Here is a 24466-nt window from a genome sequence, read left to right as displayed (position 1 = left end):
TGAATATTAAATTATCTGCTACTAACTATTCTTTTAACTATCTGTTCATAGGATAAATTTCCGCCGAATAAATCCAATGATGAACCAACAGTAAAATCCATATTATTATCGCTAAGATAGCTTATGAGTTCGATGTCGCCATAATCGGAAACACCGCCAGCATAGGTGATTGGCACTCTCTTATATCTGGATAAGAAGCCTACCAAATCTCTGTCTATGCCATTTTGTCTACCCTCTACATCTGCTGCATGAATCAAAAATTCGTCGCAGTAATAAGCTAATCTGTCAAGGAAATTGTAAGTAATAATTTCCTTTGAAACCTTTTGCCAACGGTCAGTAACGATAAAGTATTTATCGTCAATTCTGGTGCAGGACAAATCCAGGACCAAATGCTCTCTGCCAACAGCCTGTGAAATGCGTTCCAAAGCGTCATAATCAACTCTTCCATCGTTAAAAACATAAGATGTAACTATAACGTGGCTGGCGCCAGCATCTATAAAGGATTTGGCGTTTTTGTCATCAACGCCTCCGCCATACTGCAATCCCCCTGGAAAAGCACTAAGCGCTTTTATTGCCTCTTCCATTGATGCCTTGTATTCCTTAGTATTCTTCATGTTTAGATTGATGATGTGGCCACCCTTTAAATCGTCTTTCTTGTAGATGTTTGCATAATAAGCAGCATCCTTATCAGCTACGAAATTTTCCTGCGGCTGGTCCTTCTTCTTTCCTAAATCAGAAAGTGTACCTCCAACAATCTGTTTTACCTTTCCATTATGGATGTCGATGCATGGTCTAAATCTCATTTTGCCCTCCCCCTGATGTAGTTATGTCCTTTAGCAAGTAAATTATTGAACAGTATAATCGCTGCCCGAAATATTTTCAATTACACTTTCATAGAATTTTGTGGCAATTTTAAGTAAATATTCGGTATCTTTCACACCTGCTGTCTCGTAGCAAGAATGCATAGCAAGCTGAGCTAATCCTATATCTACACCATTGATAGATACGTGAGCGTTTGAAATGTTACCAAGTGTTGAACCACCAGCTACATCTGAACGGTTAACAAATGTCTGGTAAGGTACCTTTGCCTGGTTGCAAAGCTCTGCGAAAATACCATAAGCTAAGCCGTCTGTCATGTACTTCTGATTAGCGTTGAACTTGATTACTACACCCTCGTTCATAAATACCTTGTTTGTAGGGTCGCTCTTTTCTGGGTAGTTAGGGTGAAGAGCGTGTGCGTTATCTGCTGATACCATGAATGAGTTTGCAATAGCTGTAAGAAGTGTAGAGTTATTGCCATTCATTGCCTCGTTGATTCTTACAAGTGTGTCATAAAGGAATGTAGAATCAGCGCCCTGCTTTGTACCACTACCAACCTCTTCGTTATCAAATGTTACGTGAACCTGAACTGCTGTGTTTGAGTTCTTAGCTGCAAGAAGACCCATCATTGAGCTGTATGAGCACTGAAGATCATCTAATCTTCTGATAGAGATGAATTCATCATTAGCACCCCAAACCTTACCAGGCTCTCTGTTGTATAAGAATAAATCGCTACCTAAGATATCATCTTCCTTAACTGAAAGGCTATCAGCAACAAGCTTCTTAAGCTTGAAGTTTTCGTCCATAGATACAAGTGGAAGTAAATCCTTCTGTGGGTTGTACTTGTAACCATCGTTAGCTTCACGATTCATATGAATAGCAAGTGATGGAAGCATGCATAAATCCTTGTCAAGATTTACAAGCTTTGTCTCGATGCCATTCTTTGTCTTGATGATTGCACGACCAGCAATTGAAAGTGGTCTGTCAAACCAAGGAGCCATAAGCATTCCGCCGTACTTTTCTGTGTTAAGCTTAACATAGTGGCCTTCCTTCATTTCAGGCATTTCCTTGATACGGAAGCTTGGAGAATCGCTGTGTGATGCCATAATCATGAAGCTCTTGTATTCTTTATTTGGCATTCTGAAAGCAAGGATAGATGAACCGTTTCTTGTAACGAAATAGTTCTTACCAAGCTCGATGTTCCACTGCTTTGACTCTGAAAGCTCGATAAAGCCTTCCTTTAAGAAGCGCTGTCTCTCGTTTTCAACAACGTGAAACTGTGAAGGGCTCCCCTCTATAAATTCAAATAATCCTTTTACTGTTTTATTCATTTCTTTTTTCCTTCTTTCTTAATTGAATATCCAAAAGTCCCTTTAGGACTGGTTAGACCATAATAGGTGCCGTGAGAATAAGCAAGTAGATTTGCTTTTTCCAGTTCAAACTTTCCTGTCTCATTCATGTAAGCTTCATCTGCGTGAACAGATAAAACGTCAGCCACAAACATAGTATGACTACCATATTCATGAACTTCTTTAACTCGGCATTCGATGTTGACTGGTGATTCAACAATGAGAGGTACATTGATTTTATCAGCTTCTTCCTTATGAAGATTGCATTTTTCGAATTTATCAACATCTCTTCCGCTTTGCACTCCGCAAAAATCTGTAGCAAAGCTAAGCTCTTCTGTGGTTAAGTTGATTGCAAACTCACCTGTGTCCATAATCATGTCATAAGAGTATCTGCTAGGTCTTACAGAAATGTATGCCATAGGTGGATTAGTACAAACGGTACCTGTCCATGCTACAGTCAAAACATTGTCATTGCCATCCTTATCTCTGCAGGTAACTAAAACCGCAGGAAGTGGATAAATCATATTTCCCGGCTTCCAAGTTTGTTTTCCCATCATAACCTCCTTGATAAACTACCCTACTAATATACTCTAAAAAAAGCCTAAAGAAAAGGGAATTGCTAATGCAATCCCCTCATTTTAATTACTCTTTAGTCTTTTCTTCCATCATTTCTGAGAACGTTCCCATGTAAACATTGTCCTTACCAAGAATGAATTTTAGATCGTCCATAAACGCCTTTGTTTTTGGGTCATTTTCAAAGCCTCTGCTGATAATCTCTTCAAGGAATTGTTCACCCAAGGATGAATCAATAATATAATCCCTATCCTCTTCAAAATCATCAAAGCTTCTGTTTTTAACATATTCACCGCGGAACTTTTTGTATTCAGCTGCCTTCTTGCCATCGTATTGCATTTCATCCTGTTCGATAATACGAATACAATTAAGCATATCCTCCGCATCTGATAACGCGTTGTGTTCTACAACTCCACCTAAACCGCAGATTGTTTTCATGTCGGCCAAAGACAAATTAGCATCCAATCCGTCTGTCACATCCAGGCTGACTTCCTTTTGTATGTTTTCGATGGTGCTAATAAACTTAGCAACGCTTCTCTTTAATGGTTTTTCCAGATTTCTAGACTCGTAATCTCTTTGGAAGCTGTTCTTATCTCCGCCCCATACACAGATTTTACCAACCTGGTATTTGCGAATCATCGCTATAAGCTCTGTCATAACATCCTCGTAGGTTGGGGCAAATTCCAAATCCTCATCAGTAAGTCCGGTAAGCTCTGTAATAAGTGGTGGAAGCTTATGACCAGGACGAAGTCTCACCGTCGAATAAAATCTATCAAGCTCCTCGTGAGCAGGATTAGTAATGATAATACCAACTGAAATCACGTCCTCGATGGATGTCTTTTTGTAACGTGCACTAAGATATTCTGCATCCATGAAAGCCTGATTTTTACCTTTATAACCTGCAGGCGCTGTCTGACTAGGGCCTTTTACTTTTTTATTTTCATTATTAACTGTTGCCAAATTTCATCTCCGTATCAATTGTTTTACTTAATTTAAATCTTATCATGTTTTTAATGTACCAACAACCTTGTAAAATTTCATGTTAGTTATAAACGTCACATATATTTCATAATTAGAGTGTATAATAACTCTTACAAGTGGGAGTATGCATTCCGCTGAAAGGAGTCACTATGGCTGATATAGGTATTAAAAACAATGTTACTGTTGAAAAAACTACGCCTGCTCAGGCCCCTCAGGCAGCCCAGCAGTCTAGTTCACCTAAAGCTGCTCCGGAGGTAACCAGAAAATCCCCAGAAGCTTCGAAAGATATTTTAGCCGAAGAATATGGTCCTGTTATTTCTGAATCAAAGGATGGTGACACCGTTCGTGTAAAACGTAATGAGGATGAAGGCAATAATATCCACGAAATACTTCAAGAGGAAATCGCAAGACTTTCCGAGAAAAGCTCATTCGAAAAGCCTGATTACGAGGTGCATTCAACAGTAACCCAGTTACAAAAAAATAATTGGGACATTTCTTCTGAATCCCAGGACATAACTTCTTACGCAAGTTACAGTGATTCAGAACTAAAGCTGCTCTATCTAAAGGGCGATATTTCCCAGATTGATTACAATCAGGAAATGGATGCAAGATCTGCCCGCAGAGAAAGTGAAGTTATAGAAGCTCAAGACTTTAATAATGATGTAACCTCAAGCATTTCAAAGCTTTCCCAGGTTGATAGAGATGCAAACACTGTTGAATCAATAGAAAATGGCGAGACCTCTCCTACTATTCCAGATGAGGTTCGCATACAAGCTCTTCAGAATTTTGATATCGTTTAAATAAAATTTTAAAATGGCTAACAAGCTCTGTAATATCAGCTTGTTAGCCATTTTTTATGCTTTATTGCATTGTATTTTATTGTATTTAGATAAATACATTGAATTATGTTTTTATTTTCGTACATTGTTAATTTTTTATCAGTCTTATGCTATAGTTTTAATAGACTAGTATGTTAGTTATATCTAACTGTCCATGATATTGCTAGCACAACCCCACTAGTTAAATCATAATAACATTTGTTCAAAAAGAAAGGGAAAATCAAATGGCAAATCACGATTTCGCACAGTGGAACGGTTTCGTAGGCCGCGTTTGGAAAGACAACGTTGACGTACGTGACTTCATTCAGAACAACTACACTCCATATGATGGAGACGAGTCATTTTTAGCAGGTCCTACAGACGCTACTAACACTCTTTGGGGCAAGCTTCAGGAGCTTCAGGCAGCTGAGCGTGCTAAGGGTGGCGTTTTAGACATGGAAACAGAGGTTGTTTCTTCACTTACTTCTTACGGCCCTGGCTACATTTCAGACGAGACAAAGGATCTTGAGCAGATCGTTGGTCTTCAGACAGACAAGCCACTTAAGAGAGCATTCATGCCTTACGGTGGTATCAAGATGGCTGAGCAGTCTTGCAAAATGTACGGCTATGAGCCAAGCGAGAAGCTTCACGAAATCTTTACAAAATATCATAAGACACATAACCAGGGTGTATTCGATATCTACACTCCTGAGATTTTAAAGGCACGTCACAACAAGATCTTAACAGGTCTTCCTGATACATACGGACGTGGACGTATCGTAGGTGATTACAGAAGAGTTGCTCTTTACGGTATTGATTACCTTATCGAGAAGAAGCAGATCGACTTCGCTAACACAAACCGTCAGGGTATGAGACGTTACGACTTCCAGCTTCGTGAGGAAATCACAGACCAGATCAATGCTCTTAAGGGCATGAAGGAAATGGCTGCTTCTTACGGCTTCGATATTTCTAAGCCAGCTGCTAACGCTAAGGAAGCTGCTCAGTGGTTATACTTCGGTTACCTTGCAGCTATCAAGACTCAGAACGGTGCTGCTATGTCAGTTGGTCGTGTATCTACATTCCTTGATATCTACATGACACGTGACCTTGCTAACGGTGTTATCACAGAGTCTGAGGCACAGGAAATCATCGATCACTTCACAATGAAGTGCCGTATGGTTAAGTTCGCTCGTATCGAGTCTTACAACCAGTTATTCTCAGGTGATCCAGTTTGGGCTACTCTTGAGGTTGGTGGTATCGGTCTTGACGGACGTCACCAGGTTACAAAGACTTGCTACAGATTCCTTCACACACTTGAAAACATGGGACCTTCACCAGAGCCAAACCTTACAGTTATGTACTCTAGCCGTCTTCCTGAAAACTTCAAGAAGTACGCTGCAAAGATTTCTGTAAACACATCTTCTATCCAGTATGAGAACGATGATGTTATGAGAGTTACATGGGGCGATGATTACTCAATCTGCTGCTGTGTATCTGCTACAGAGACAGGTAAGGAGCTTCAGTTCTTCGGTGCTCGTGCAAACCTTGCTAAGTGTCTTCTTTACGCTATCAACGGTGGTGTTGATGAGAAGTCACATGATCAGGTTGGTCCTGAGTACACACCTATCACATCTGAGTACCTTGACTACGATGAGGTTATGCACAAGTTCGATCAGATGATGGATTGGTTAGCTCACATGTATGTTGGAGCACTTAACATGATTCACTACATGCACGATAAGTATTACTATGAAGTTTGCCAGATGGCCCTTATCGATACACACGTACGTCGTTCATTTGCTACAGGTATCGCTGGATTCTCACACTGTGTAGATTCACTTTCAGCTATCAAGTACGCAAAGGTTAAGGCTATCCGTGATGAGGACGGAATCACAAAGGATTTCGAAATCGAAGGTGACTTCCCACGTTACGGTAACGATGATGACAGAGCTGATGAGATTGCTGTATGGCTTCTTAGAACATTTATGACTAAGCTTCGTCACATCCACACATACAGAGATTCAGAGCCTACAACATCTATCCTTACAATTACTTCAAACGTAGTTTATGGTAAGGCTACAGGTGCTCTTCCAGACGGAAGACCAGCAGGCGAGCCACTTTCACCAGGTGCTAACCCAGCATACGGTGCTGAGAAGAGCGGTCTTATCGCTTCTCTTAACTCTGTTGCTAAGCTTCCATACGAAGAGGCACTTGATGGTATCTCAAATACACAGACAATCAACCCAGGTGCTCTTGGACACTCAGAGGAAGAGCGTGTTAACAACCTTGTTAACGTTCTTGACGGATACTTCGATCAGGGTGCTCATCACCTTAACGTTAACGTATTTGGTAAAGAAAAGCTTATCGATGCTATGGAGCATCCAGAGAAGCCAGAGTACGCTAACTTTACAATCCGTGTATCTGGATACGCTGTTAAGTTCATCGACTTAACAAAAGAGCAGCAGCTTGACGTTATCGCACGTACTTGCCACGAGGCTCTTTAATTAATACGGTTGCCCTTGTAGTTTAACAGCCTCCCGTAAGCCATCTCCTAACTCAGGACCCCTGACTAACATGTCAGGGAACCTGAGCCAGGGACCTCTTACTCGCGGCTTGAAATCAATGAGGGCAACCTTTTTTATATAAAGTGAGGTTACAATATGAGTGATGTAATTGGATACGTAAATAAATTTGAAAGCTTCGGTGCCGTAGATGGCCCTGGAATTAGATTTTTGATTTTCTTAAATGGATGTAAGATGCGCTGTGCATTCTGCCACAATCCTGAGACATGGGCTGAACACCAGGGTGAAGAATATACCGCAGACCAAGTGTTAGAAAAAGCACATCGTTTTAAGCCATACTGGAAAAAGGATGGAGGCATCACAGTTAGTGGTGGTGAGCCACTTCTTCAGATTGATTTTGTATTAGATTTATTTAAGAAAGCCAAAGCTAAGGGTATCACCACTTGTATTGATACCGCAGGTCAGCCTTTCACTCACGAAGAGCCTTTCTATAGCAAATGGAAGGAGCTTATGAGTGTGACAGACACTGTAATGCTTGATATCAAAAACATCGACCCTGAGGAGCACAAAAAGCTTACAGGTGTAGATAACGCCAACATCCTTGAAATGGCAAAAGAGATTTCTGATATGGGTATTACTCTTTGGATTCGCCACGTGCTTGTACCTGGTGGAAGCGACAATGATGATTTGTTACATCGTACTAGAGAGTTCATTGATACTCTTAAGACTGTAGAGCGTGTGGAAATCCTTCCTTACCACTCTCTCGGTGTTCCTAAATACGCAGAGCTTGGTATTCCATACCGCCTTGAAGGTGTTGAATCTCCAACAGCTGAACGTATTCAGAATGCAAAAGAAATACTTGGTTGTAAATAACCTTAAGATACTTTAAAGGGCTAGACATTATCGTCTAGCCCTTATTTATAAGATTAAAGAAGAAGAATGTGATTAATCTACATTGTAGATTTTATTGTTTTATATTTCTTCATTGTCTTCACTTCAAGAAGGATTAATAATCCTGCAAGAATAATATCCACAATGATGAATGCAATCTGCCATGGATATAAACCAGTCTTAAGGTTTTCTGGCTCGTATGCACGGCTGTTTACAACTGTGTACATGATGTTCTTTGAAGCCTGGCGCATTGCCTTGATTCCAGTTGCGCTTGTCTGGTCGTCTGGTGTGTTTGTTCCCATTTCGTAAGCAACAAGCATAAGGTCGTTACCATTTCTGATAGCGGCATCAGCATCCATGAAGTTTGCTCCAAGGAAGTAATCTGTGATTACCATTCCACGGAATCCCCACTCATCACGGAGTACCTTGTTAAGAAGGCTATCGTTTGCACCTGACCAGTGTGGTCCGATGTAGCTGTATGAGCTCATAACTGCCTGTGCGCCACCCTGCTTTACAGCAATTTCGAATGGCTTTAGGTAGATTTCTCTGATTGCCTGTTCTGGAGCCCAAACTGAAATCATGTTCCATCTGTTTGTCTCCTGGTCATTCATTGCAAAGTGCTTGATATAGCTGTATACACCAAATTCCTTAGCACCGATAACTTCCTGTGAAATCTGTGTACCTGAAAGAAGTCCATCCTCTGATACATACTCAAATTCACGTCCGCCAAGTGCTGCACGATGTGTGTTGATAGCTGGAGCATACCAACCTGAAGCATCCATCTCATCACACATCTTACCCATGATGCGGCCATAGCTTAATGCAAGTTCCTTATTGAATGTACATGCAAGTGTTACTGATGATGGCATACCGATTGAGAACTTGCCTGTAAAGTTGTTTGTGATTGAAGCAGGTCCATCGCAATCTGTTGTTCTAGCCTTTTCTACAGATGGAACCTCAAGTGTCTGATATCCGCCAAGTCCTACAAGTGAAGCCATTTCAGATACTGTAAGCTCGTCTAATAAATCTTCCCATCTTGGATCATCATACTCAGCGCCCCTAAGGTCCTCTAACTTAAGTCCGTTCTTTGCGCCTGTTGTAGGCATTTCGTCATTTGAATCGTTCAATGCGTTTGGATCATAGTTAAGATTGCAAACGTATTCAGCCTTAGCTTCATCTGTCATAGAGAAGTTAGTTGGTGCTGCTGTAGCTTCTTCATAGTTTGCAAAATGATCTGCACGTGATAAATATGTTGCGTTTCCGATAGCTGTATCAAAGTGATTTGTAGCTGCTACCTGGTCTGTCGAACGTTTATTATTTTCCCCGTAGACAATAGTCTTAGCAATGTTGAGAGTCTTCTCATCGATAACAGTATGGGCATCCTCTCTAAGAGAAATGACATAATCGCCTTCCTCTAATACATACGCCTTCTCAGCCTTGTCGTCGTATGAAGCAAGTGATTCCTCTGTAAAATCAAGTGTGATTGTCTGTGACTCTCCTGGTCCTAAGATGTCTGTCTTATCAAATGCGATAAGATTTACTGCAGACTTCTCAATTCCACCGTTTGTATAAGGTGGTGTGTCATAAAGCTCTACTGCAGACTTGCCTGCAACATCGCCTGTATTTGTAACAGTTACATCAACGGTAACATTACCGTCAGCATCTATGTTTAATTCTCCCATTTCCTGCTTGAAGGTTGTGTATGACAATCCGTAACCAAATGGGTACTGAACCTCTTTATCATAGTCGATTAAACCTTCAACAGCGGCTGTTTCGTAAAAACGATAGCCAACGTAAATACCTTCTACGTAATTTACAAAGTGTGGAGCTGAAACTCCAAGAATTGGATCACCTGAATCATAAGTGAACTCATCCACATTATCGAATGCATAATCACCGAAGTTATTGAACCAAGGCGCATTGTCGATGTGGCGTGCAAATGTGTCTGATGTTTTACCTGATGGGTTAACATCACCGTTTAAGATGCTTCCAAGAGCTGGGAAACCACCCTGTCCTAAGCCCTGGCACCAAATTAATCCCTTGATGCTTGGATATTCATCTACAAAGTTCATCTCAAATGTGTTTGCACCTGTGTAAGCAACGATTACATTGTCGTAATCTGAGCAAACTTCATCGAAAAGGTCGCGTTCTGACTTATCTAACTGAAGGATGTGCTGACCCTTTTCAAAGTCCTTGTAATCCTCTGAGTTTTCATTGTAAGTAACACCGCTTGTAACATCCTTTGGAAGGTCGGCTCCCTCGCCACCGCTTCGTGCGATTACAATAAGTGCTGTGTCAGAATACTCTTTTGCATTTTCCAAAAGCTCCTTTGGATATGTTGAAAGAGCTGGTTCTGGAAGTGTCCAGTCCTGTCCAAACAAACCGATTTCAGGTCTGTCTGTTCTGTAGCTTGTATAGAAATCTGAAAGTTCTTCATTTGTTTCAAAGCCAGCTTCATGAAGTCCATCTAAAAGAGATGTTGTTTCAAAATCAGCTGAAAATCCGCCGGAACCTGTTCCACCATAATATGGATTTGTTGAAGACCAACCGAATACGTTGAGCTTCTTACCTGACTCCATTGGAAGAGCACCCTTATTCTCAAGAAGTACGATTCCCTCACCCGCAACTTCCTTTGAAAGCTCTCTGGCTTCGTCGATTGTCTTGTCTGAAACCTCACCCTTGCCTGTTGCAAGTGTGATCATGTTAGACATTGGTCCGAAGCAAATCAAGTTGACGATAGTAATTATTGCAAGCAAAAATGCTGTAAGTGATTGTCTACGCATAAAAAAGCGTGTGTGCTTTTCCTTCTTGCCTGCAATAATCATGCAAACAATGAATGCTACAACAACAATCGCCAGTGCAATAAGATGTGGTGCAATCAATTTTAGGACATTGATTACATCAGTCATGTTGATTGATAACATAAATCATTCCTCCATTTTTTGTTTGATGAGTGCATTGTAGCCTTGCCAATTTTCAGTTTCAATCAAATGTCCTATCCTGTCATTTAGAGTCCCTTCTTTGTCATCCGAGGCGATTTTTTAGGCCTTTTTGTATGTTATAATATGAACTGCAAGTTATGTATTAACACTTTCTTGGAGGAATCTATGCTAAACATAGCTCTTATAGAAAATGATATAGAGGATGAAAAAGCTTTTTGTAATATAGCGGATATTTTTTTCAAGCAACGTGGGGAACAGTACGACATTGCTGTTTTTAACCGTGCTGAGGATTTTTTAGAAAGCTACAATCATCAATATCAAATAGTATTTATGGATATAGAATTAGACGGCATGAATGGAATGGATGCCGCGCACAAGCTTAGAGAGCTGGATTCAGATGTGCTACTCATCTTCCTTACCAATCTGGCCCACTACGCCATTGCAGGATATGAGGTAAATGCTTTGGATTACATCCTAAAGCCATTATCAGAAAATGCTTTTAGCCTGAAGATGCCAAAGGTTCTTGCGATTATTAAGCAGCAGTCTAAAAAGAATATTACTGTTGCATCAAAGGGAGAAATCCATACCTTTTCAACAGATAGAATCTACTACGTGGAGGTTTTGTCACACAGACTTTATTATCACACCATGGATGGTGTTTTCGATACCAGAGGTGCCATCAGCGAGGTGGAAGAAATACTCCATCCTTACCACTTTAGACGCTGCAACAACAGCTACCTTGTTAATCTGAAATATGTAACCAGTATCGAGGGGAATGACGTGAAGGTTGGACCAAATGTTTTGCCAATCAGCCGCCCTAAAAAAAAGATTTTTATAAATGAAGTAACAAATTATCTAGGAGGACAATTATGATAGCCTTTCATCTATCGCCTTTCGTAGTTTTAATAGAGCTTTTAGCATCCATAGGTATTCTGCTTTTATTGCAGGAAAAACGTTCACTCTTCGTTCTTAGAGTGCTGCTTTGCGGCAGTGTTCTTGTTGGAATGAACTTTATGTGGGATTTATTTGTTCTTGATAATCTGGCATATATGCTGCAGTTTGTTGTTATCGTATTTGCGGTATTGTTTTGCTACAAGCTTAATCCTATATCGGCCTTATACTGGAGTACCGCAGGCCTTGCAATACAGCATCTATCCTATTCACTGCTAACACTAGGAATCAATTATATTCCAGGGATTATGACATCCCTTGCATATACAATGGTGATTTACATAACCATTTTAGTATGTGAATATTTTTTAATAACCAGACGCTTTGGAAAGGATTTTGAACTGCGAGATAACCAGTTCAAGCTCACCATCGTGTCCTTGATTGCAATGTTTTCCTGCACGCTACTTAATTCCTACCGAATGAATTATTCCTCAGACTCGGATCTGATTTTTGTGACATCCATCTATTCTATCATCTGCTCCTTGCTTGCACTGGTGCTACAGCTTGGATTATTTGAAAAGACTCAGATAGAGATGGAGATGTCAGTGTTAGAGCAAATCATTGCAAATGATAAGCAGCACTATGACGATTCCATGCAGAACATGGAACTGCTGAACATGTACTGCCACGATTTAAAATATTTCCTTAGAAGAAACGCTGATGAGGTAGGCTCCTTCAAATCCCAGGCTGAAAAATTCCTTTCAACCTTCGATGCGGATATATCTACCTACAATCATGCGCTGGATACTATACTTACTGAAAAGTCATTATACTGCGCTAACAATGATATCGAACTTACCTGCATGGCTGATGGCCAGCTGCTTTCATACATGGACACAGCTGACATTTACGCTATGTTTGGAAATCTTTTATCAAATGCTATCGAAGCTGTATCAGCCCTTGAAAACAAGGATAAACGAATGATTTCTCTTACCGTGCGCCGCAGAAATGATTTTGTTCACATTCTTGTAGATAATTATTACGACAATACACTTTCCTTCCATAACGGGTTGCCTGAATCCACAAAGGACCAGCCTCATCTACATGGCTACGGTTTAAAGAGTATTAAATATCTGGCTGAAAAATACAATGGAAACCTTACTATTTCCGCCGATGATGATGTTTTTCATGTAAACATTTTAATGCCAATCAATCCTTAAAATCATATTGCCTACAATTTTCACAATTTTTACACTTACATTTTGGTAAATATTATGATACAATTGCGAAGCAATTTAAGAAATTATGGTTTTATTGGAAACGACACATCCTCCGGATGATAACGAACAACACATTTATTCTTATGTAGTTATTTATTATCAGAAGGAGGATTTTTTATGCCTAAAAACAAATTTCAGGACGTAATTTTTACAATTATTATGGCCACTATCATGGTTTACGGAATGGTGGTTTACAATGTAGCACTTAACATGGGTGGTGTTAGCGGTGCCACTTTCTTAGCAGCTTTACACGAGCTTCCAATCATGGTGCCTATCGCATTCGTATTAGAATTCTTTATCGTTGGTAAGATTGCCAGAGGGCTTGCATTTACAGTAATGGACCCTACTAAGGATCGCCCACAGTTCATCACTTATGCTATTTCAATCTGCATCTGCTGCATCATGTGCCCTATCATGAGCCTTGTTGCTACTATCCTTTTCAAGGACACTAAGACCTTCGGTACATGGGTACAGACATGGGCTATGAACTTCCCAATGGCTATTTTATATCAGCTTTTCTACTGCGGACCATTCGTACGACTTATCTTCCGTACAATCTTCCGTGAGAAGAAAGATACAAAATAAAAAAAAGCTAGCTGTTAAATTAACAGCTAGTTTTTTTTATCCCTTGACGGCGCCTTCTGCAATTCCGTCTACCATGTTTTTAACTAGGGCGAAATATAGAATTACGATAGGCACTGCGATAAATACGCTTCCTGCGGCGAATCTGGCGAATTCTGTTTCATCTAGACTCATCAGTCCAACAGCCACCGTATACAAATCCTTTTCCTTTAATAATAGCTTTGGCAAAATAAAATCTGACCATGGCCATGTAAAAGAAGTTAATGCCGTATATACGATAATTGGCTTTGATAGTGGTAGATTGATTTTCCAAAAAATCTGTGCAGAATTGGCACCGTCTATTTTGGCTGCTTCATCGATAGCCTTTGGTATGGTGTCGAAGAAGCCCTTTTGTGTAAGATATCCCATAGGCGCACCTGCTGCATAAATCAAAATCAATCCCCACAGTCGATTGATCAGTCCAAACTGAGTCATCAGAATATATACAGCAGTCATTCCCATGAAGGATGGAAACATGCCAAGAATCATGGTAGTTTTCATCATTGTTTTTCTGGCCCTAAACTCAAATCTAGACATTGTATAGGCAGTAAGAATTGTGAGAAAGGTGCCAAGTAAACAGCTGCCAACAGCAACAAACAATGTATTCAAAAACCATCTTGGATAGTTGTACATTGTGGTATCTGTAAATAATTTCTTAAAGGTGGCTACGCTGTAGCTTTTTGGGAAGAACCCATCAAATGAATATATACTTCCTGACTTTGAGAATGATGCAAGTACAATCCAAAGGCAAGGGAAGAAAAATATAAAGGCTACAATTAAAAGTAATGCATAGGTCCAGGTAGCATCAATGATTTTTCCAACGCTTAACTTTTTCATCATTGGAAGGTATCCTCCTCTCTGTAGGATGGTGATTTAACATATACTGCAAGCGAGATGGCTGATGTAATGATAAATATAATCAATGAAATAGCCGCGCCAATGCAGTAGTAATTGTTATCTATGGACAGATTATAGAGCCAATTGATAAGCAAATCTGTATCGCTGGCTAGGAAATATCCATCCATGTATAATCCTCCTCTGAGGAAGTAAAAGATACCGAAGTTGTTGAAATTACCGATAAACTGTCCTAATAAAACAGGTGTTGTTGCAAAAAGCATAAATGGCATTGTCAGCTTTCTAAACTGCTGAAATGGTGTTGCTCCATCGATTCTGGCTGCCTCGTATAAAGACATATCTCGGTTTGAAAGATGCCCTGTGGCAAGCAGCATAATTGATGGTACGCTAATCCAGCAATTTACAAGTATTCCTATTAATCTGGCCATCCATTTTGCATCCAAATCAAGGAAGCCGATTGGGGCTGCGCCAGTTGCCTTTATCATCTGATTGATTGGTCCACCATAGGAAAACATAAACTTAAAGGCAAGTAGTGTAATAAATCCTGGGATGGCATAGGCCAGAACTGGGAAGGCTCTAAAGAAGGCTTTGCCCTTTACGCAATCTTTGTTTAATAAAAGTGCAAGGCCTAGTCCTGCAAAATAATTAAGAGCTGTTGAAACTACTGCCCAAAGGATGTTCCAGCCTAAAATCCTTGCAAAGGTTGGAGCAAACTTTGAAAGGGTAAGAATCTTTTTGAAATTATCAATGCCTACCCAATCTACAAGCTCTGGTGGCACAATGCTTCCGCCGTAGTTAGTAAAAGAAATGAGTATCATAAATATAATTGGTAAGATATTGAAGATACACACTCCCACTACTGGTAGCACTAGCACAGTGATATAAAACTTTCTATCTAATAATTCCTTTAATTCGTCTATAAACCTCTTTGGCGCTCTCCCCGTGCTTACACGCTCTTCTATATCGCAAGCACTTTTGATATTTAATACATACAGGTAGATAAATGCTGCAACCACAATCCATGCAAGTATTCCCATCAAAAGCATTACTACGGAATTGTCTCCCACAGTTCCAAGCCAGGCATCTGCCTTTGTGGTTCCCAATGTGAAGAAGCCTGCTATATCAGAGAAGCCTCTTATCACCATGTATGCAATAAAACCTATTTCTATTAAAATATAAATAATTCCTTTAGCCACACAGCCATACATCAGCTGTCCGCTTCCCATAATTATGGCAGAAAGCTTAACGCGCCATGAGCTATCTAAAAACTTTCTCATAGTCTTTCCTCTTATTCCAAGGTATGTATTGCATCACTTATCTGATTGCACATATCCTCAAGTCCTGCTTTTAATGCATCTAAATCCTTGAATTTCTTTTCTGATTCAGGTCTGAAGCTATCCTTTGCCAAATCAGTAAAGAAGGTCTGGCCTGGTGTCCAAATCTGGCCCACCTCCTTGATAGATGGCATTAATACAACATTGCCCTTTTCAAGGTTTTCATACATCTGTTTAGATAATCCACCTAATTCTTCAGCTACATCCTCTCTTGCTGGAGCAATTCCAAGCTTTTCATTTCTAAGCTTTATCATTTCGTAGTTGGTTGCAAAATCAACAAAGGCAAGACAAGCGTTTGGACACTTGGTATAAGAGCTGATAGCATATCCATTTACTCCACCCATTGTCTTTGTATCAATCAATGATGGATTTTCCTCTGATAAATCTCCACTTTCAGGCAGCTTTGGAAGGGCTGTCATAACAAGATTTTCTGTGGCCTTTTCCTTTGCTTCATCCTCAGCCATTCCATCGTTTTCGTATTCTTCAACCAGGCTGTCATAGAAGGTTGTATAGGTATCTGGTGTAGAAAGTGTAGCAAAGTATGTACCATCTGCAAGCTTGCTGTATGCGTTTGTGGTGATAGTATCGTCGATGCAATCCTCGTTCATGTTGCTGGCAAGCTGGCTTAATACCCATGCACCCTTGTTGGCATCACCTGCTGCAAAGCCTATATCATTAGTGTCTGTGTTGTTATCTCCGAAGATATATCCGCCATAAGAGAATAAGAATCCGCTGGAGAAATACACATCATATAAGGATTTCATATAGCCATATTTATCTGGATTGGCTTCATGGATTTCCTTTGAATAGGCATACATGTCGTTCCAGTTTTCTACCATGTCCGGAACATCATTTTTGTTATCATCCCAATTGCTCTTCCAATCCTCTGGAAGTAAATCGGTTCTATAGTAAAGCATTGGTGCCTGAACATTTACAGGAACACCGCAGGTGTAGGTGTTACCCTCAACATCCACCTGATATGCTTTCCAGGCAGCCTCTGGTATCTGGCTGTAGCAATCCAACTGCTCCACTGGAAGTGGATAGATGTGCTTGCCCTCAGCGTACTGCATAATTACATCATTAGCCTGATACAAAACATCTGGGCCGTAGCCGTAAGGGCCATCGTTTGCCAAATCCAAATACTGATCCATGTTGGCATCTACCGCTGTGATGCCGTACTTTTCATATTCCTTGTTAAAAGCCTTTATAAGCTCATCAAAATATCCCTTAGAGATAGCTGTATCATTTTCCAAAACCTGGATGGTTACATTTTCCTCTAATTCTCCGGTGAAAATGGTATTAGTAGGAGAAGCAGCCTCCTTAGTGGCTTCCTTGGATTCACTCTTACAGCCTGCAAGGGTAGTGAGCGCCATCATCCCAATTAATGCCAAGGCAATTTTTCTTTTCATAATAGATATACCCCCTAGTTATTTTCAAAAGATATCGTATATACGGTAGGACTTTCGATTTTTAGTTTTGCAACATTTCCATTATAGCGTCTTTTTACAATTAATGAGCCATTTTCTTCAGTAATAGATACGTCGCCATATTGTAAAACCGGATTTTTCTTTAGGGCGATAAGCTCCTTCACCTTATTGAAAAATTTCATATCCCATTTACTTTCATCCCAATCAAAGCAGCGTCTGCAATCAGGATCGTATCCGCCCTCCATTGCATGCTCGGTACCATAGTAAATACATGGTGTTCCTGGCATAAACATGGTAAGGGCCAATGCCGCCTCAAGCTTTTTCTTATCCTTTTTACACATTGTAAAGAAGCGATCTGTGTCGTGTGAATCAAGTAGATTTAGCATCATGTAATTTACCTGCTTCATATTTCGCATCAAGATGCCGTTTAGGTGTTGTGCAGTCTTTCGGGCATCACAGCTTTCATTAGCGAAATAATCCAAGCAAATCTTCGTAAATGCGTAATTCATAATGCTATCCTGCTGGTCACCCTGAAGTGAAGGATATGCATCATGCCAGTTTTCTCCAATGATTACCGCATCACTTTTTTTGGCCTTCACTGCTCTTCTGAACATTCTCCAGAAGTCGTGAGATACCTCATCGGCAACATCTAATCGCCAACCATCAATATCTGCCACATCAATCCAGTAAGTGGCAATATCTAAAAGGAAGCTTTGAACCTCAGGATTTGCTGTATTTAATTTTGGCATGTAATCGCAGTAACCAAAGCATTCATAATTTCGTTTTTTGATATCAACCTTATCTCCGTCGATTATGAACCAGTCGAAATACTCAGAAGCTTTTCCATTTTTAATTACATCCTGAAATTGCTCCATCTTATAGCTACAATGATTGAATACTGCGTCAAGCACCACCCTGATACCCAAGCTGTGTGCCTTTTTTACCAGCTCCACAAAATCTTCATTAGTTCCAAACTGTGGGTCAATCTTTTTGTAGTCGATAATATCGTATTTATGATTTGAATCTGATAGGAAAATAGGATTAAGGTAAAGTGCCGAAATTCCTAAATCCTTCAGGTAATTCAAGCGCTTAATAATTCCTCGCAGATCCCCGCCTGCATGGCTTTTTGGAGTAGGCTTGCTGCCCCACTTCATATCGATGTAGGACATATCTTTGTTCTCGTCCCCAATGCAAAATCTGTCTATAAAAATCTGATAGAACACAGTGCCTGGCATCCAATCAACTAATGGCATAACATCATTTTCATTGATGTAAGGTAGCTGGAAGAAATTGTAATAGCTTTCTTCATAATTGTAGCTGTCTGTTAAGCCATCCTCACTGAAGTACTGCTTTTTTCCATTTTCCTCAAGCTCGAATATGTATACAAATCGTGTGTCCCTTATCTTTAACTGAATCTCGTAATATGCAAACAGCTCGTCATCATATTTGCGAGGAACCTCTACTGTAAAACGCTCTTTTTGGTAATCGTATTTAACCCCATAAATAAGCCTTACCTTAAGTCCTGCATCTGCATCTTCCTTTGCAGTTCTAAGTCTGATAACAACCTCTTCCTTTGATAATGGAAAGCAATATCTGGATTCGGGAATGTGTAGTAATGCGTGTTTATTCATATATCTCCTTTACTCGGTGTATGTCCATGTAATCTTGTCGTATGGATTAGAATTGAAATTTTCCTTTGTTTCTTCTGTGTAGTACTGATCTGCTTCATCATAAACATCCTCACCTGGGAAAGTTGTAAGAGTAAATGTGTATGTACCAGCTACTGCAACCTCTATGTTAGATTTTTCTGCTGGTGTATCTCCAAGACCGCCTGCATTTTTAAAGTATGTTTTGCCATCAAGCATGCCAGACTCTAGATAACCATAGCCTCTTTGATCTGCCCATGTTTCATCTACTGCAAACTGGAACTGATCCCCCTCCTGAAGTTCAACTGTGATTGTGTACTGGTTTGCCTCAGAGTTGTCCTCCTTTGTAAGTCTGTGGTCATCAGATATAACCTCACCCCAGTTAGATTCCTTTAAAAGCTCACTTTCGCCAGAGCCAACGATGGCGAAGCTTCGTGTATCCTCAACATAGCTTACAAAGCCTGCGTACAGTGGTGTGTCCTCTGTGATAGCTCTGCTAAAATCAAATTCTCTTGTAAGCTTTGGAGTTGCGAACCAGCCTACGAATGTATAGCCCTCCTTCTCAGGTGTGAAATCCTCGGCGTTAGCCTTGTGCTCTACCACCTTTGTGTCAAGGACTGTAGTTCCATCTGAATCATAGTAGGTTACAGTGTGCTGATTTGAAGTCTCATCAGATGTTGCTTCCACCTGTGCCTCAGCAGCAGAGCTTTCACTATTTCCACAGCCTGTCAAAGCCACTGCGTTAACTCCAATACATCCTACTAATAGCATTGTCACAATTCTTTTTTTCATAATAATACCCTCCTGTTATTTAACCGTTTAAATTGATTTGTAAAAATATAAGCAAGCCCGTTTTAATGCCTGCTTAACCGTTTAAATTAATTAGATACTACACTCTTTTTTCTACACTGTCAATAGGTTGTTATTGACAATTGGAGGAAAGATTCCCATAATTGATTTATCAACCGATTAAACGGTTAAATGGAGGCAAGAAATGGCAAACAAAAAAGTTACCATCAGGGATGTTGCAAAAGAGGCGGGAGTTTCTGTCGCTACAGTTTCATACGTGGTAAATGGAAGAACTGATTTAAAAATATCTGATGAAACAAGGAAGAGAGTTTTGCAAGTAATCAATCTACTAAACTACTCCCCTAATCAGGCTGCAAAGGCTCTGGCTTCAAAAAGAAAAAATCAGGTTGGCTTTGCTATTTCTGATACTGATTCTGTTTTAAAGGCTGCAGATGAAATGCAGGTAATGAAGACTGTCACAAAGTTCCTTGGAGATAAAAACTATGATGTGTTTTTGATTCCACCTTCACGCTTTGAAAACTACGGGCAGGCAGATGCACTTATCTGCTACGATTTAGATAAAAGCACTTTTTCTGCAATTGGCGATTGCAACTTTGCACCACTACTTGCCCTTGACTGCTACATTAACGACCCACTTTTCTTCCAGATAAACACTAATCTAGAGCGACTAAAAGCAGCCGCTAATAAGCAGTTTTCTGGGGAAAAGTATCAATATGTCCTACTGGATACAAACAATGCTGAGAAGAAAGAATTCATCACAGATTTCTTTGAAGATGTTTTATTTGTTTCATCACCTGATGATATCAAGAATATAAATTTAAAAAATGTTTTAGTATCAAGCGAAGCCCTATTACCATTTATACCAAAGAAATACAATATCTGCTTCGAACCAGATACCACCAAAGAAAAATTGGAACTCCTTTACACCGCCTATGAACAGGCCGCCAACAGAGTTCCAATTGAAAATCATAATCTATGTGTCTAAATATTTTATTAGTTAGTTTTAAAGCTTTTCAACCTTAATATCCTTATATTTCTCGTAGCCTTCGTGAAGCATGTCCACATCAAGCTTGCCGTCTTCGTAGGTGAAGCTGTACAGGTTGTACTGGCCATCCAGGTATTCAAAATCTTCACCGTTATCCTGGTAGTGTGAGCCCCAGGCGCTGTCGCCAGCTACAAGAAGATTTACTGTATCGTAAGGCTTTTCGCCAACGTACTGGACATCATCGTACATAGGGATGATGCTGCCTTCCTTGATGAAGATTGGGAGCACGTCGATTGGAGCATCTACGATGATGTGCTGGTTGCCCTGGTATTTCTTGCCGTCCCAGTAGCTAATCCAATTTCCATCAGGTAAATAAACCATGCGCTTAGTAGCGCCCTGCTCTACGACTGGTGCCACCAGCATGTTCTCACCAACAAGAAATTCATCATTGAGATTGAAGGTGTTTTCATCATCCTCGTAGTGCAAAACTAAAGGTCTCATTACTGGAAGACCTGTTATTTGGCTTTCGAATAGTAAATCATAGATGTAAGGCAAAAATCTATAGTGAAGCTTAACGTATTTTCTGTAGATGTCTACAACCTCCTGACCAAAGTGCCATGGCTCCTGGTCTCTGTGGCCCTTGGCACAGTGATTTCTGAAGAAGGTTGAGAATACGGCTGCTTCAATCCATCTGCATAAAAGCTCTGGCTTGGTATCTCCGCCGAATCCACCGATGTCAGTTCCTGCAATAGTAAATCCACTCATTCCAAGGTTGCAAAGCTGAGGGATAAGCATCTGTAAATGTGGCCATACAGATTGATTATCTCCAGTCCATACAGCAGAATACTTTTGTGTTCCAGCATAGCAGGCTCTAGTAATAACAAGTGGACGCTTGCCAGTAAGCTCCTTCATTCCCTCGTAGGTAGCCATGCTCATGTAGTGGCCGTATACATTGTGGGCCTCAGCATGATTGGTGAGTCTGTCATCCACTGAAAACTGTACATCAAGTGGAAGTGGGCCTCTAAAGCTTGCAGGCTCGTTCATATCATTCCAAATTCCCTGCATGCCGATATCTGTAAGGAACTTGTGATTGTCTGACCACCATTTACGCACATCAGCGCGTCCAAAATCTGGATAAACAGCGTCGCCTGGCCATACCTCGTTTACATAAACTTCCCCATCCTTATCGTGGGCGAAGTAATCCTTTTTGATTCCTTCGTCGTAAACGCTGTAGCCCTTGTCCACCTTTACGCCTGGATCAATAATGCAGACAGCCTTGAAGCCATCTTCGCTAAGCTCCTTTATAAGCTGACCGGCTGGCTCATATTCTTTATCATCCCAAGTGAATACGCGATAGCCGTCCATGTAATCAATGTCGTATTGAACCGTCTCGCAAGGGATTTGATTTTCTCTCATGCCCTTTGCAACACGTCTGATATCCTTAGCACTTTCGTAGCCCCATCTGCACTGATGATAGCCCAATGTCCAAAGCTGTGGAAGTGGTGCACGACCAGTAAGATATGTGTAGTGCTCTACAATATCAGTCATGCGCTCGCCTGCCATGAAATAGAAATCAAGATTACCACCGTCTGCTCCATACCAGAAGTATTCAGTGCTTTCTTTTCCAAGGTCTATATAGCTGTGGAATGTGTTATCAAAAAACAAACCATAGGTGTAGCCATTACCCTTGCCAATAACAAACGGAATAGATTTGTAAAGTGTTGGCATATTCTCATGGTGAAGCTGTGGAATATCTGAATTCCAGTTTTCGTAGCAGTAACCACGCTTGTTTAAAAAGCCTGTCTTGTCGCCCATTCCATAGAACTTTTCGCTGGCATTTAGCTTGAAAAGCTGCTCAACCTCGTGAGTTTTAAATTGGTCTGCATTAAAAAGATGCCCCTCAGCAATCAAAAGATTAAGCGCTTCCTCTGATATGCCGCCAAAAATCTTTCGCTCGCCGTTAAAGCTGGAAAGAATTTCATCGCCATATCTGTCTGAGAATTCAAACTTGAAATCATCACCGATTTCCAGAGTAACTTCCTTTGTCTTGATTCTTACTCCCGCATTACCTTCAAGCTCTTCCACATCAAAATCTGTTGGGACAGCCACGCTGCCTTCTACTGCAACAGATTTATAATCCTTCATACAAACGGGAACGTTAATCCTTATTATTTCATCTGTGATAATCTCCACATTTACAGTCTGCTTTTCAAACTGCAATGCCACACAATTATCAACAACATTTACTCCCGCAAACTTACCATATTCCATAAAAAAATTTTCCCTTCTTCCGCAGTATTTTTTCTTATTGTACACTATAAATTTATTTTTGGAAACGTTTCCAGTAAAATTCATAAAACAAGTGCCTACCATTTTTTCACTATGATAGGCACCTTTAATTAAAGCTTAGTTGTTACAAATATATCGTAGATGGCCTTTACAGCTACTTCGAAATCCTGGTTCTCAACACCGATGATGATGTTAAGCTCTGAAGAGCCCTGATCAATCATGCGGACATTTACGTGAGCATGGCTTAAGGCTGCAAAGATACGACCTGCAGTACCACGTGTGCTCTTCATACCACGTCCAACGACTGCGATAAGAGCAAGGTCAGATTCGATTTCGATAGAATCTGGTGAACAGTTTCTGTGGATAGCTGAAACAACTGCCTGCTCCTTGTTGATGAATTCATCCTCATGAACAACAACTGTCATGGTGTCGATACCTGATGGCATGTGCTCGATATTGATTCCGTTGTCCTCAAAGGCTGAAAGAGCCTTGCGGCAGAAACCAACCTCTGAGTTCATAAGTGACTTTGTGATAAGCACTGTGCAAAAGCCCTTCTTACCAGCGATACCTGTGATAACGTATTCGTTGCGCTGGCCTGTGCTTTCAACAATCCATGTTCCGTCATCATCTGGCTTGTTAGTGTTTTTGATGTTGATTGGAATACCTGCAGAACGAACTGGGAAGATGGCGTCCTCATGAAGCACTGATGCGCCCATGTATGAAAGCTCTCGAAGCTCGCGGTATGTGATAGTCTGCATACCAACTGGATTCTTTACGATTCTTGGGTCGCAAATTAAGAAGCCTGATACGTCAGTCCAGTTCTCGTATACATCTACCTTTGCAGCACCTGCAACGATAGAACCTGTAACATCTGATCCGCCTCTGGAAAATGTCTTTACTTTTCCGTCCTTACCACATCCGTAAAAGCCTGGGATGACAGCACGTGGGTGCTCTTCCAATGTCTTGGCCATTGCCTTTTCTGTTTTATATGAATTAAGCTGTCCTTCCTCGTTGAAGAAAATAACATCCTTTGCATCAATGAAATCGTAGCCTAAATATTCTGCCATGATTTTGCCGTTAAGATATTCGCCACGGCTTGCAAGATAATCTAATGATAGGTCTTCTTTTATATCAGCAGCAATCTGTTTAAAATCCTCATCCAAGCTAAAGTTCTTAAGCTCAAGTCCTTCTATTATTTCATCATATCTGGCTTTAATAGCTGCAAGATTAGTAGTAACATCCTTGCCCTTTGATGCATCCTCGTATGTGCCGATAAGCATATCTGTTACCTTTGTATCCTTGCTATTTCTCTTACCAGGAGCTGATGGAACTACGAAAACTCTGTTTTCATCTGCTCTGATAATGTCGCCCACCTTTTTAAACTGTTTTGCATCAGCAAGTGAGCTACCGCCAAATTTTACAACCTTTTTCAT

19 protein-coding genes are annotated in these 24466 nt (G+C 40.5%); 7 read left to right on the top strand and 12 right to left on the bottom strand.

Annotated elements, in window-relative coordinates; translation table 11 throughout:
- Nucleotides 1–11: 11 nt before the first annotated feature.
- The 4 genes from hisA to G611_RS0101565 all read right to left on the bottom strand — a co-directional run bounded on the left by hisA (nucleotide 12) and on the right by G611_RS0101565 (nucleotide 3701).
- Nucleotides 12–803, bottom strand: coding sequence for a phosphoribosylformimino-5-aminoimidazole carboxamide ribotide isomerase (hisA, locus tag G611_RS0101580; protein ID WP_028242115.1), 792 nt, complete (start codon nucleotides 801–803; stop codon nucleotides 12–14).
- Between the two features lie 42 nt (nucleotides 804–845).
- Entirely contained in the window at nucleotides 846–2150 is a 1305-nt protein-coding gene (locus G611_RS13555) for a M18 family aminopeptidase (protein ID WP_036947688.1), read from the bottom strand.
- Nucleotides 2147–2722 (bottom strand): flavin reductase family protein, encoded by a 576-nt coding sequence (locus G611_RS0101570; protein WP_028242114.1) that lies wholly within the window; start codon nucleotides 2720–2722, stop codon nucleotides 2147–2149. The genes G611_RS13555 and G611_RS0101570 overlap by 4 nt, the downstream gene beginning before the upstream one ends.
- An 88-nt stretch (nucleotides 2723–2810) precedes the next feature.
- Entirely contained in the window at nucleotides 2811–3701 is an 891-nt protein-coding gene (locus G611_RS0101565; RefSeq protein ID WP_028242113.1) for an exonuclease domain-containing protein, read from the bottom strand.
- A gap of 170 nt (nucleotides 3702–3871) precedes the next feature.
- Between G611_RS0101565 and G611_RS0101560 the strand changes: the two genes are divergently transcribed.
- The 3 genes from G611_RS0101560 to pflA all read left to right on the top strand — a co-directional run bounded on the left by G611_RS0101560 (nucleotide 3872) and on the right by pflA (nucleotide 7935).
- Nucleotides 3872–4522 carry a hypothetical protein gene (locus tag G611_RS0101560; RefSeq protein ID WP_028242112.1) on the top strand — a complete coding sequence of 217 codons (651 nt, stop codon included), beginning with the start codon at nucleotides 3872–3874 and terminating at the stop codon, nucleotides 4520–4522.
- A gap of 263 nt (nucleotides 4523–4785) precedes the next feature.
- Nucleotides 4786–7044: a formate C-acetyltransferase gene (pflB, locus tag G611_RS0101555; RefSeq protein WP_028242111.1), complete on the top strand. Its 2259-nt coding sequence runs from the start codon at nucleotides 4786–4788 to the stop codon at nucleotides 7042–7044.
- Nucleotides 7045–7200: 156 nt separating this feature from the next.
- Nucleotides 7201–7935 carry a pyruvate formate-lyase-activating protein gene (gene pflA / locus G611_RS0101550; RefSeq protein WP_028242110.1) on the top strand — a complete coding sequence of 245 codons (735 nt, stop codon included), beginning with the start codon at nucleotides 7201–7203 and terminating at the stop codon, nucleotides 7933–7935.
- Between the two features lie 77 nt (nucleotides 7936–8012).
- Here pflA and G611_RS0101545 read toward each other — a convergent pair whose 3' ends face one another.
- Entirely contained in the window at nucleotides 8013–10877 is a 2865-nt protein-coding gene (locus G611_RS0101545; RefSeq protein ID WP_028242109.1) for a beta-glucosidase, read from the bottom strand.
- A gap of 183 nt (nucleotides 10878–11060) precedes the next feature.
- On the opposite strand from G611_RS0101545, the gene G611_RS0101540 reads away from it, so the two are divergent.
- From G611_RS0101540 to G611_RS0101530, 3 genes are all read left to right on the top strand, one after another.
- The gene (locus G611_RS0101540; protein WP_028242108.1) at nucleotides 11061–11768 is read left to right on the top strand and encodes a LytR/AlgR family response regulator transcription factor; all 708 of its coding nucleotides are present in this window, start codon (nucleotides 11061–11063) and stop codon (nucleotides 11766–11768) included.
- Nucleotides 11765–13006 (top strand): ATP-binding protein, encoded by a 1242-nt coding sequence (locus tag G611_RS15065; protein ID WP_051195003.1) that lies wholly within the window; start codon nucleotides 11765–11767, stop codon nucleotides 13004–13006. Before G611_RS0101540 ends, G611_RS15065 begins: the two co-directional genes overlap by 4 nt.
- Before the next feature lie 177 nt (nucleotides 13007–13183).
- Nucleotides 13184–13651, top strand: a complete 468-nt coding sequence (locus tag G611_RS0101530) for a DUF2798 domain-containing protein (protein WP_028242107.1) — start codon at nucleotides 13184–13186, stop codon at nucleotides 13649–13651.
- Nucleotides 13652–13687: 36 nt separating this feature from the next.
- Here the strand turns inward: G611_RS0101530 and G611_RS0101525 are convergent, their stop codons facing one another.
- Genes G611_RS0101525 through G611_RS0101505 form a run of 5 tightly spaced genes read right to left on the bottom strand, consistent with a single transcriptional unit; the run spans nucleotide 13688 to nucleotide 19741 of the window.
- Nucleotides 13688–14527 (bottom strand): sugar ABC transporter permease, encoded by an 840-nt coding sequence (locus G611_RS0101525; RefSeq protein WP_155942222.1) that lies wholly within the window; start codon nucleotides 14525–14527, stop codon nucleotides 13688–13690.
- Complete coding sequence (locus G611_RS0101520) at nucleotides 14524–15819, bottom strand: carbohydrate ABC transporter permease (RefSeq protein ID WP_028242105.1); 1296 nt, start codon at nucleotides 15817–15819, stop codon at nucleotides 14524–14526. The genes G611_RS0101525 and G611_RS0101520 overlap by 4 nt, the downstream gene beginning before the upstream one ends.
- Nucleotides 15820–15830: 11 nt before the next feature.
- Entirely contained in the window at nucleotides 15831–17285 is a 1455-nt protein-coding gene (locus G611_RS0101515; protein WP_028242104.1) for a sugar ABC transporter substrate-binding protein, read from the bottom strand.
- Between the two features lie 14 nt (nucleotides 17286–17299).
- Nucleotides 17300–18934 (bottom strand): glycoside hydrolase family 13 protein, encoded by a 1635-nt coding sequence (locus tag G611_RS0101510; protein WP_028242103.1) that lies wholly within the window; start codon nucleotides 18932–18934, stop codon nucleotides 17300–17302.
- 9 nt (nucleotides 18935–18943) lie between these two features.
- Entirely contained in the window at nucleotides 18944–19741 is a 798-nt protein-coding gene (locus tag G611_RS0101505; RefSeq protein ID WP_081656935.1) for an InlB B-repeat-containing protein, read from the bottom strand.
- A 202-nt stretch (nucleotides 19742–19943) separates the two neighbouring features.
- Here G611_RS0101505 and G611_RS15930 point away from each other — a divergent pair, with 202 nt between their 5' ends.
- Complete coding sequence (locus tag G611_RS15930) at nucleotides 19944–20744, top strand: LacI family DNA-binding transcriptional regulator (protein ID WP_028242101.1); 801 nt, start codon at nucleotides 19944–19946, stop codon at nucleotides 20742–20744.
- Nucleotides 20745–20762: 18 nt separating this feature from the next.
- On the opposite strand, the gene G611_RS0101495 is transcribed toward G611_RS15930, so the two are convergent.
- Together G611_RS0101495 and G611_RS0101490 are read right to left on the bottom strand one after the other, a co-directional pair.
- Nucleotides 20763–23015: a TIM-barrel domain-containing protein gene (locus tag G611_RS0101495; RefSeq protein ID WP_028242100.1), complete on the bottom strand. Its 2253-nt coding sequence runs from the start codon at nucleotides 23013–23015 to the stop codon at nucleotides 20763–20765.
- Nucleotides 23016–23143: 128 nt separating this feature from the next.
- Nucleotides 23144–24466, bottom strand: coding sequence for an aspartate kinase (locus tag G611_RS0101490; RefSeq protein ID WP_028242099.1), 1323 nt, complete (start codon nucleotides 24464–24466; stop codon nucleotides 23144–23146).

This window comes from Pseudobutyrivibrio ruminis AD2017 (assembly GCF_000424305.1).
GTDB classification, from domain to species: Bacteria; Bacillota; Clostridia; order Lachnospirales; family Lachnospiraceae; genus Pseudobutyrivibrio; species Pseudobutyrivibrio ruminis_B.
The sequence above is the reverse complement of the archived record's forward strand: the minus strand, read 5'-3'. Positions and strand labels throughout refer to the sequence as shown.

What these genes read in the sequence shown, in the direction of transcription:
- hisA (WP_028242115.1), bottom strand. Translation starts at nt 803, where the DNA reads ATGAGATTTAGACCATGCATCGACATCCATAATGGAAAGGTAAAACAG.
- G611_RS13555 (WP_036947688.1), bottom strand. Translation starts at nt 2,150, where the DNA reads ATGAATAAAACAGTAAAAGGATTATTTGAATTTATAGAGGGGAGCCCT.
- G611_RS0101570 (WP_028242114.1), bottom strand. Translation starts at nt 2,722, where the DNA reads ATGGGAAAACAAACTTGGAAGCCGGGAAATATGATTTATCCACTTCCT.
- G611_RS0101560 (WP_028242112.1), top strand. Translation starts at nt 3,872, where the DNA reads ATGGCTGATATAGGTATTAAAAACAATGTTACTGTTGAAAAAACTACG.
- pflB (WP_028242111.1), top strand. Translation starts at nt 4,786, where the DNA reads ATGGCAAATCACGATTTCGCACAGTGGAACGGTTTCGTAGGCCGCGTT.
- pflA (WP_028242110.1), top strand. Translation starts at nt 7,201, where the DNA reads ATGAGTGATGTAATTGGATACGTAAATAAATTTGAAAGCTTCGGTGCC.
- G611_RS0101545 (WP_028242109.1), bottom strand. Translation starts at nt 10,877, where the DNA reads ATGTTATCAATCAACATGACTGATGTAATCAATGTCCTAAAATTGATT.
- G611_RS0101540 (WP_028242108.1), top strand. Translation starts at nt 11,061, where the DNA reads ATGCTAAACATAGCTCTTATAGAAAATGATATAGAGGATGAAAAAGCT.
- G611_RS15065 (WP_051195003.1), top strand. Translation starts at nt 11,765, where the DNA reads ATGATAGCCTTTCATCTATCGCCTTTCGTAGTTTTAATAGAGCTTTTA.
- G611_RS0101530 (WP_028242107.1), top strand. Translation starts at nt 13,184, where the DNA reads ATGCCTAAAAACAAATTTCAGGACGTAATTTTTACAATTATTATGGCC.
- G611_RS0101525 (WP_155942222.1), bottom strand. Translation starts at nt 14,527, where the DNA reads ATGATGAAAAAGTTAAGCGTTGGAAAAATCATTGATGCTACCTGGACC.
- G611_RS0101520 (WP_028242105.1), bottom strand. Translation starts at nt 15,819, where the DNA reads ATGAGAAAGTTTTTAGATAGCTCATGGCGCGTTAAGCTTTCTGCCATA.
- G611_RS0101515 (WP_028242104.1), bottom strand. Translation starts at nt 17,285, where the DNA reads ATGAAAAGAAAAATTGCCTTGGCATTAATTGGGATGATGGCGCTCACT.
- G611_RS0101510 (WP_028242103.1), bottom strand. Translation starts at nt 18,934, where the DNA reads ATGAATAAACACGCATTACTACACATTCCCGAATCCAGATATTGCTTT.
- G611_RS0101505 (WP_081656935.1), bottom strand. Translation starts at nt 19,741, where the DNA reads ATGAAAAAAAGAATTGTGACAATGCTATTAGTAGGATGTATTGGAGTT.
- G611_RS15930 (WP_028242101.1), top strand. Translation starts at nt 19,944, where the DNA reads ATGGCAAACAAAAAAGTTACCATCAGGGATGTTGCAAAAGAGGCGGGA.
- G611_RS0101495 (WP_028242100.1), bottom strand. Translation starts at nt 23,015, where the DNA reads ATGGAATATGGTAAGTTTGCGGGAGTAAATGTTGTTGATAATTGTGTG.
- G611_RS0101490 (WP_028242099.1), bottom strand. Translation starts at nt 24,466, where the DNA reads ATGAAAAAGGTTGTAAAATTTGGCGGTAGCTCACTTGCTGATGCAAAA.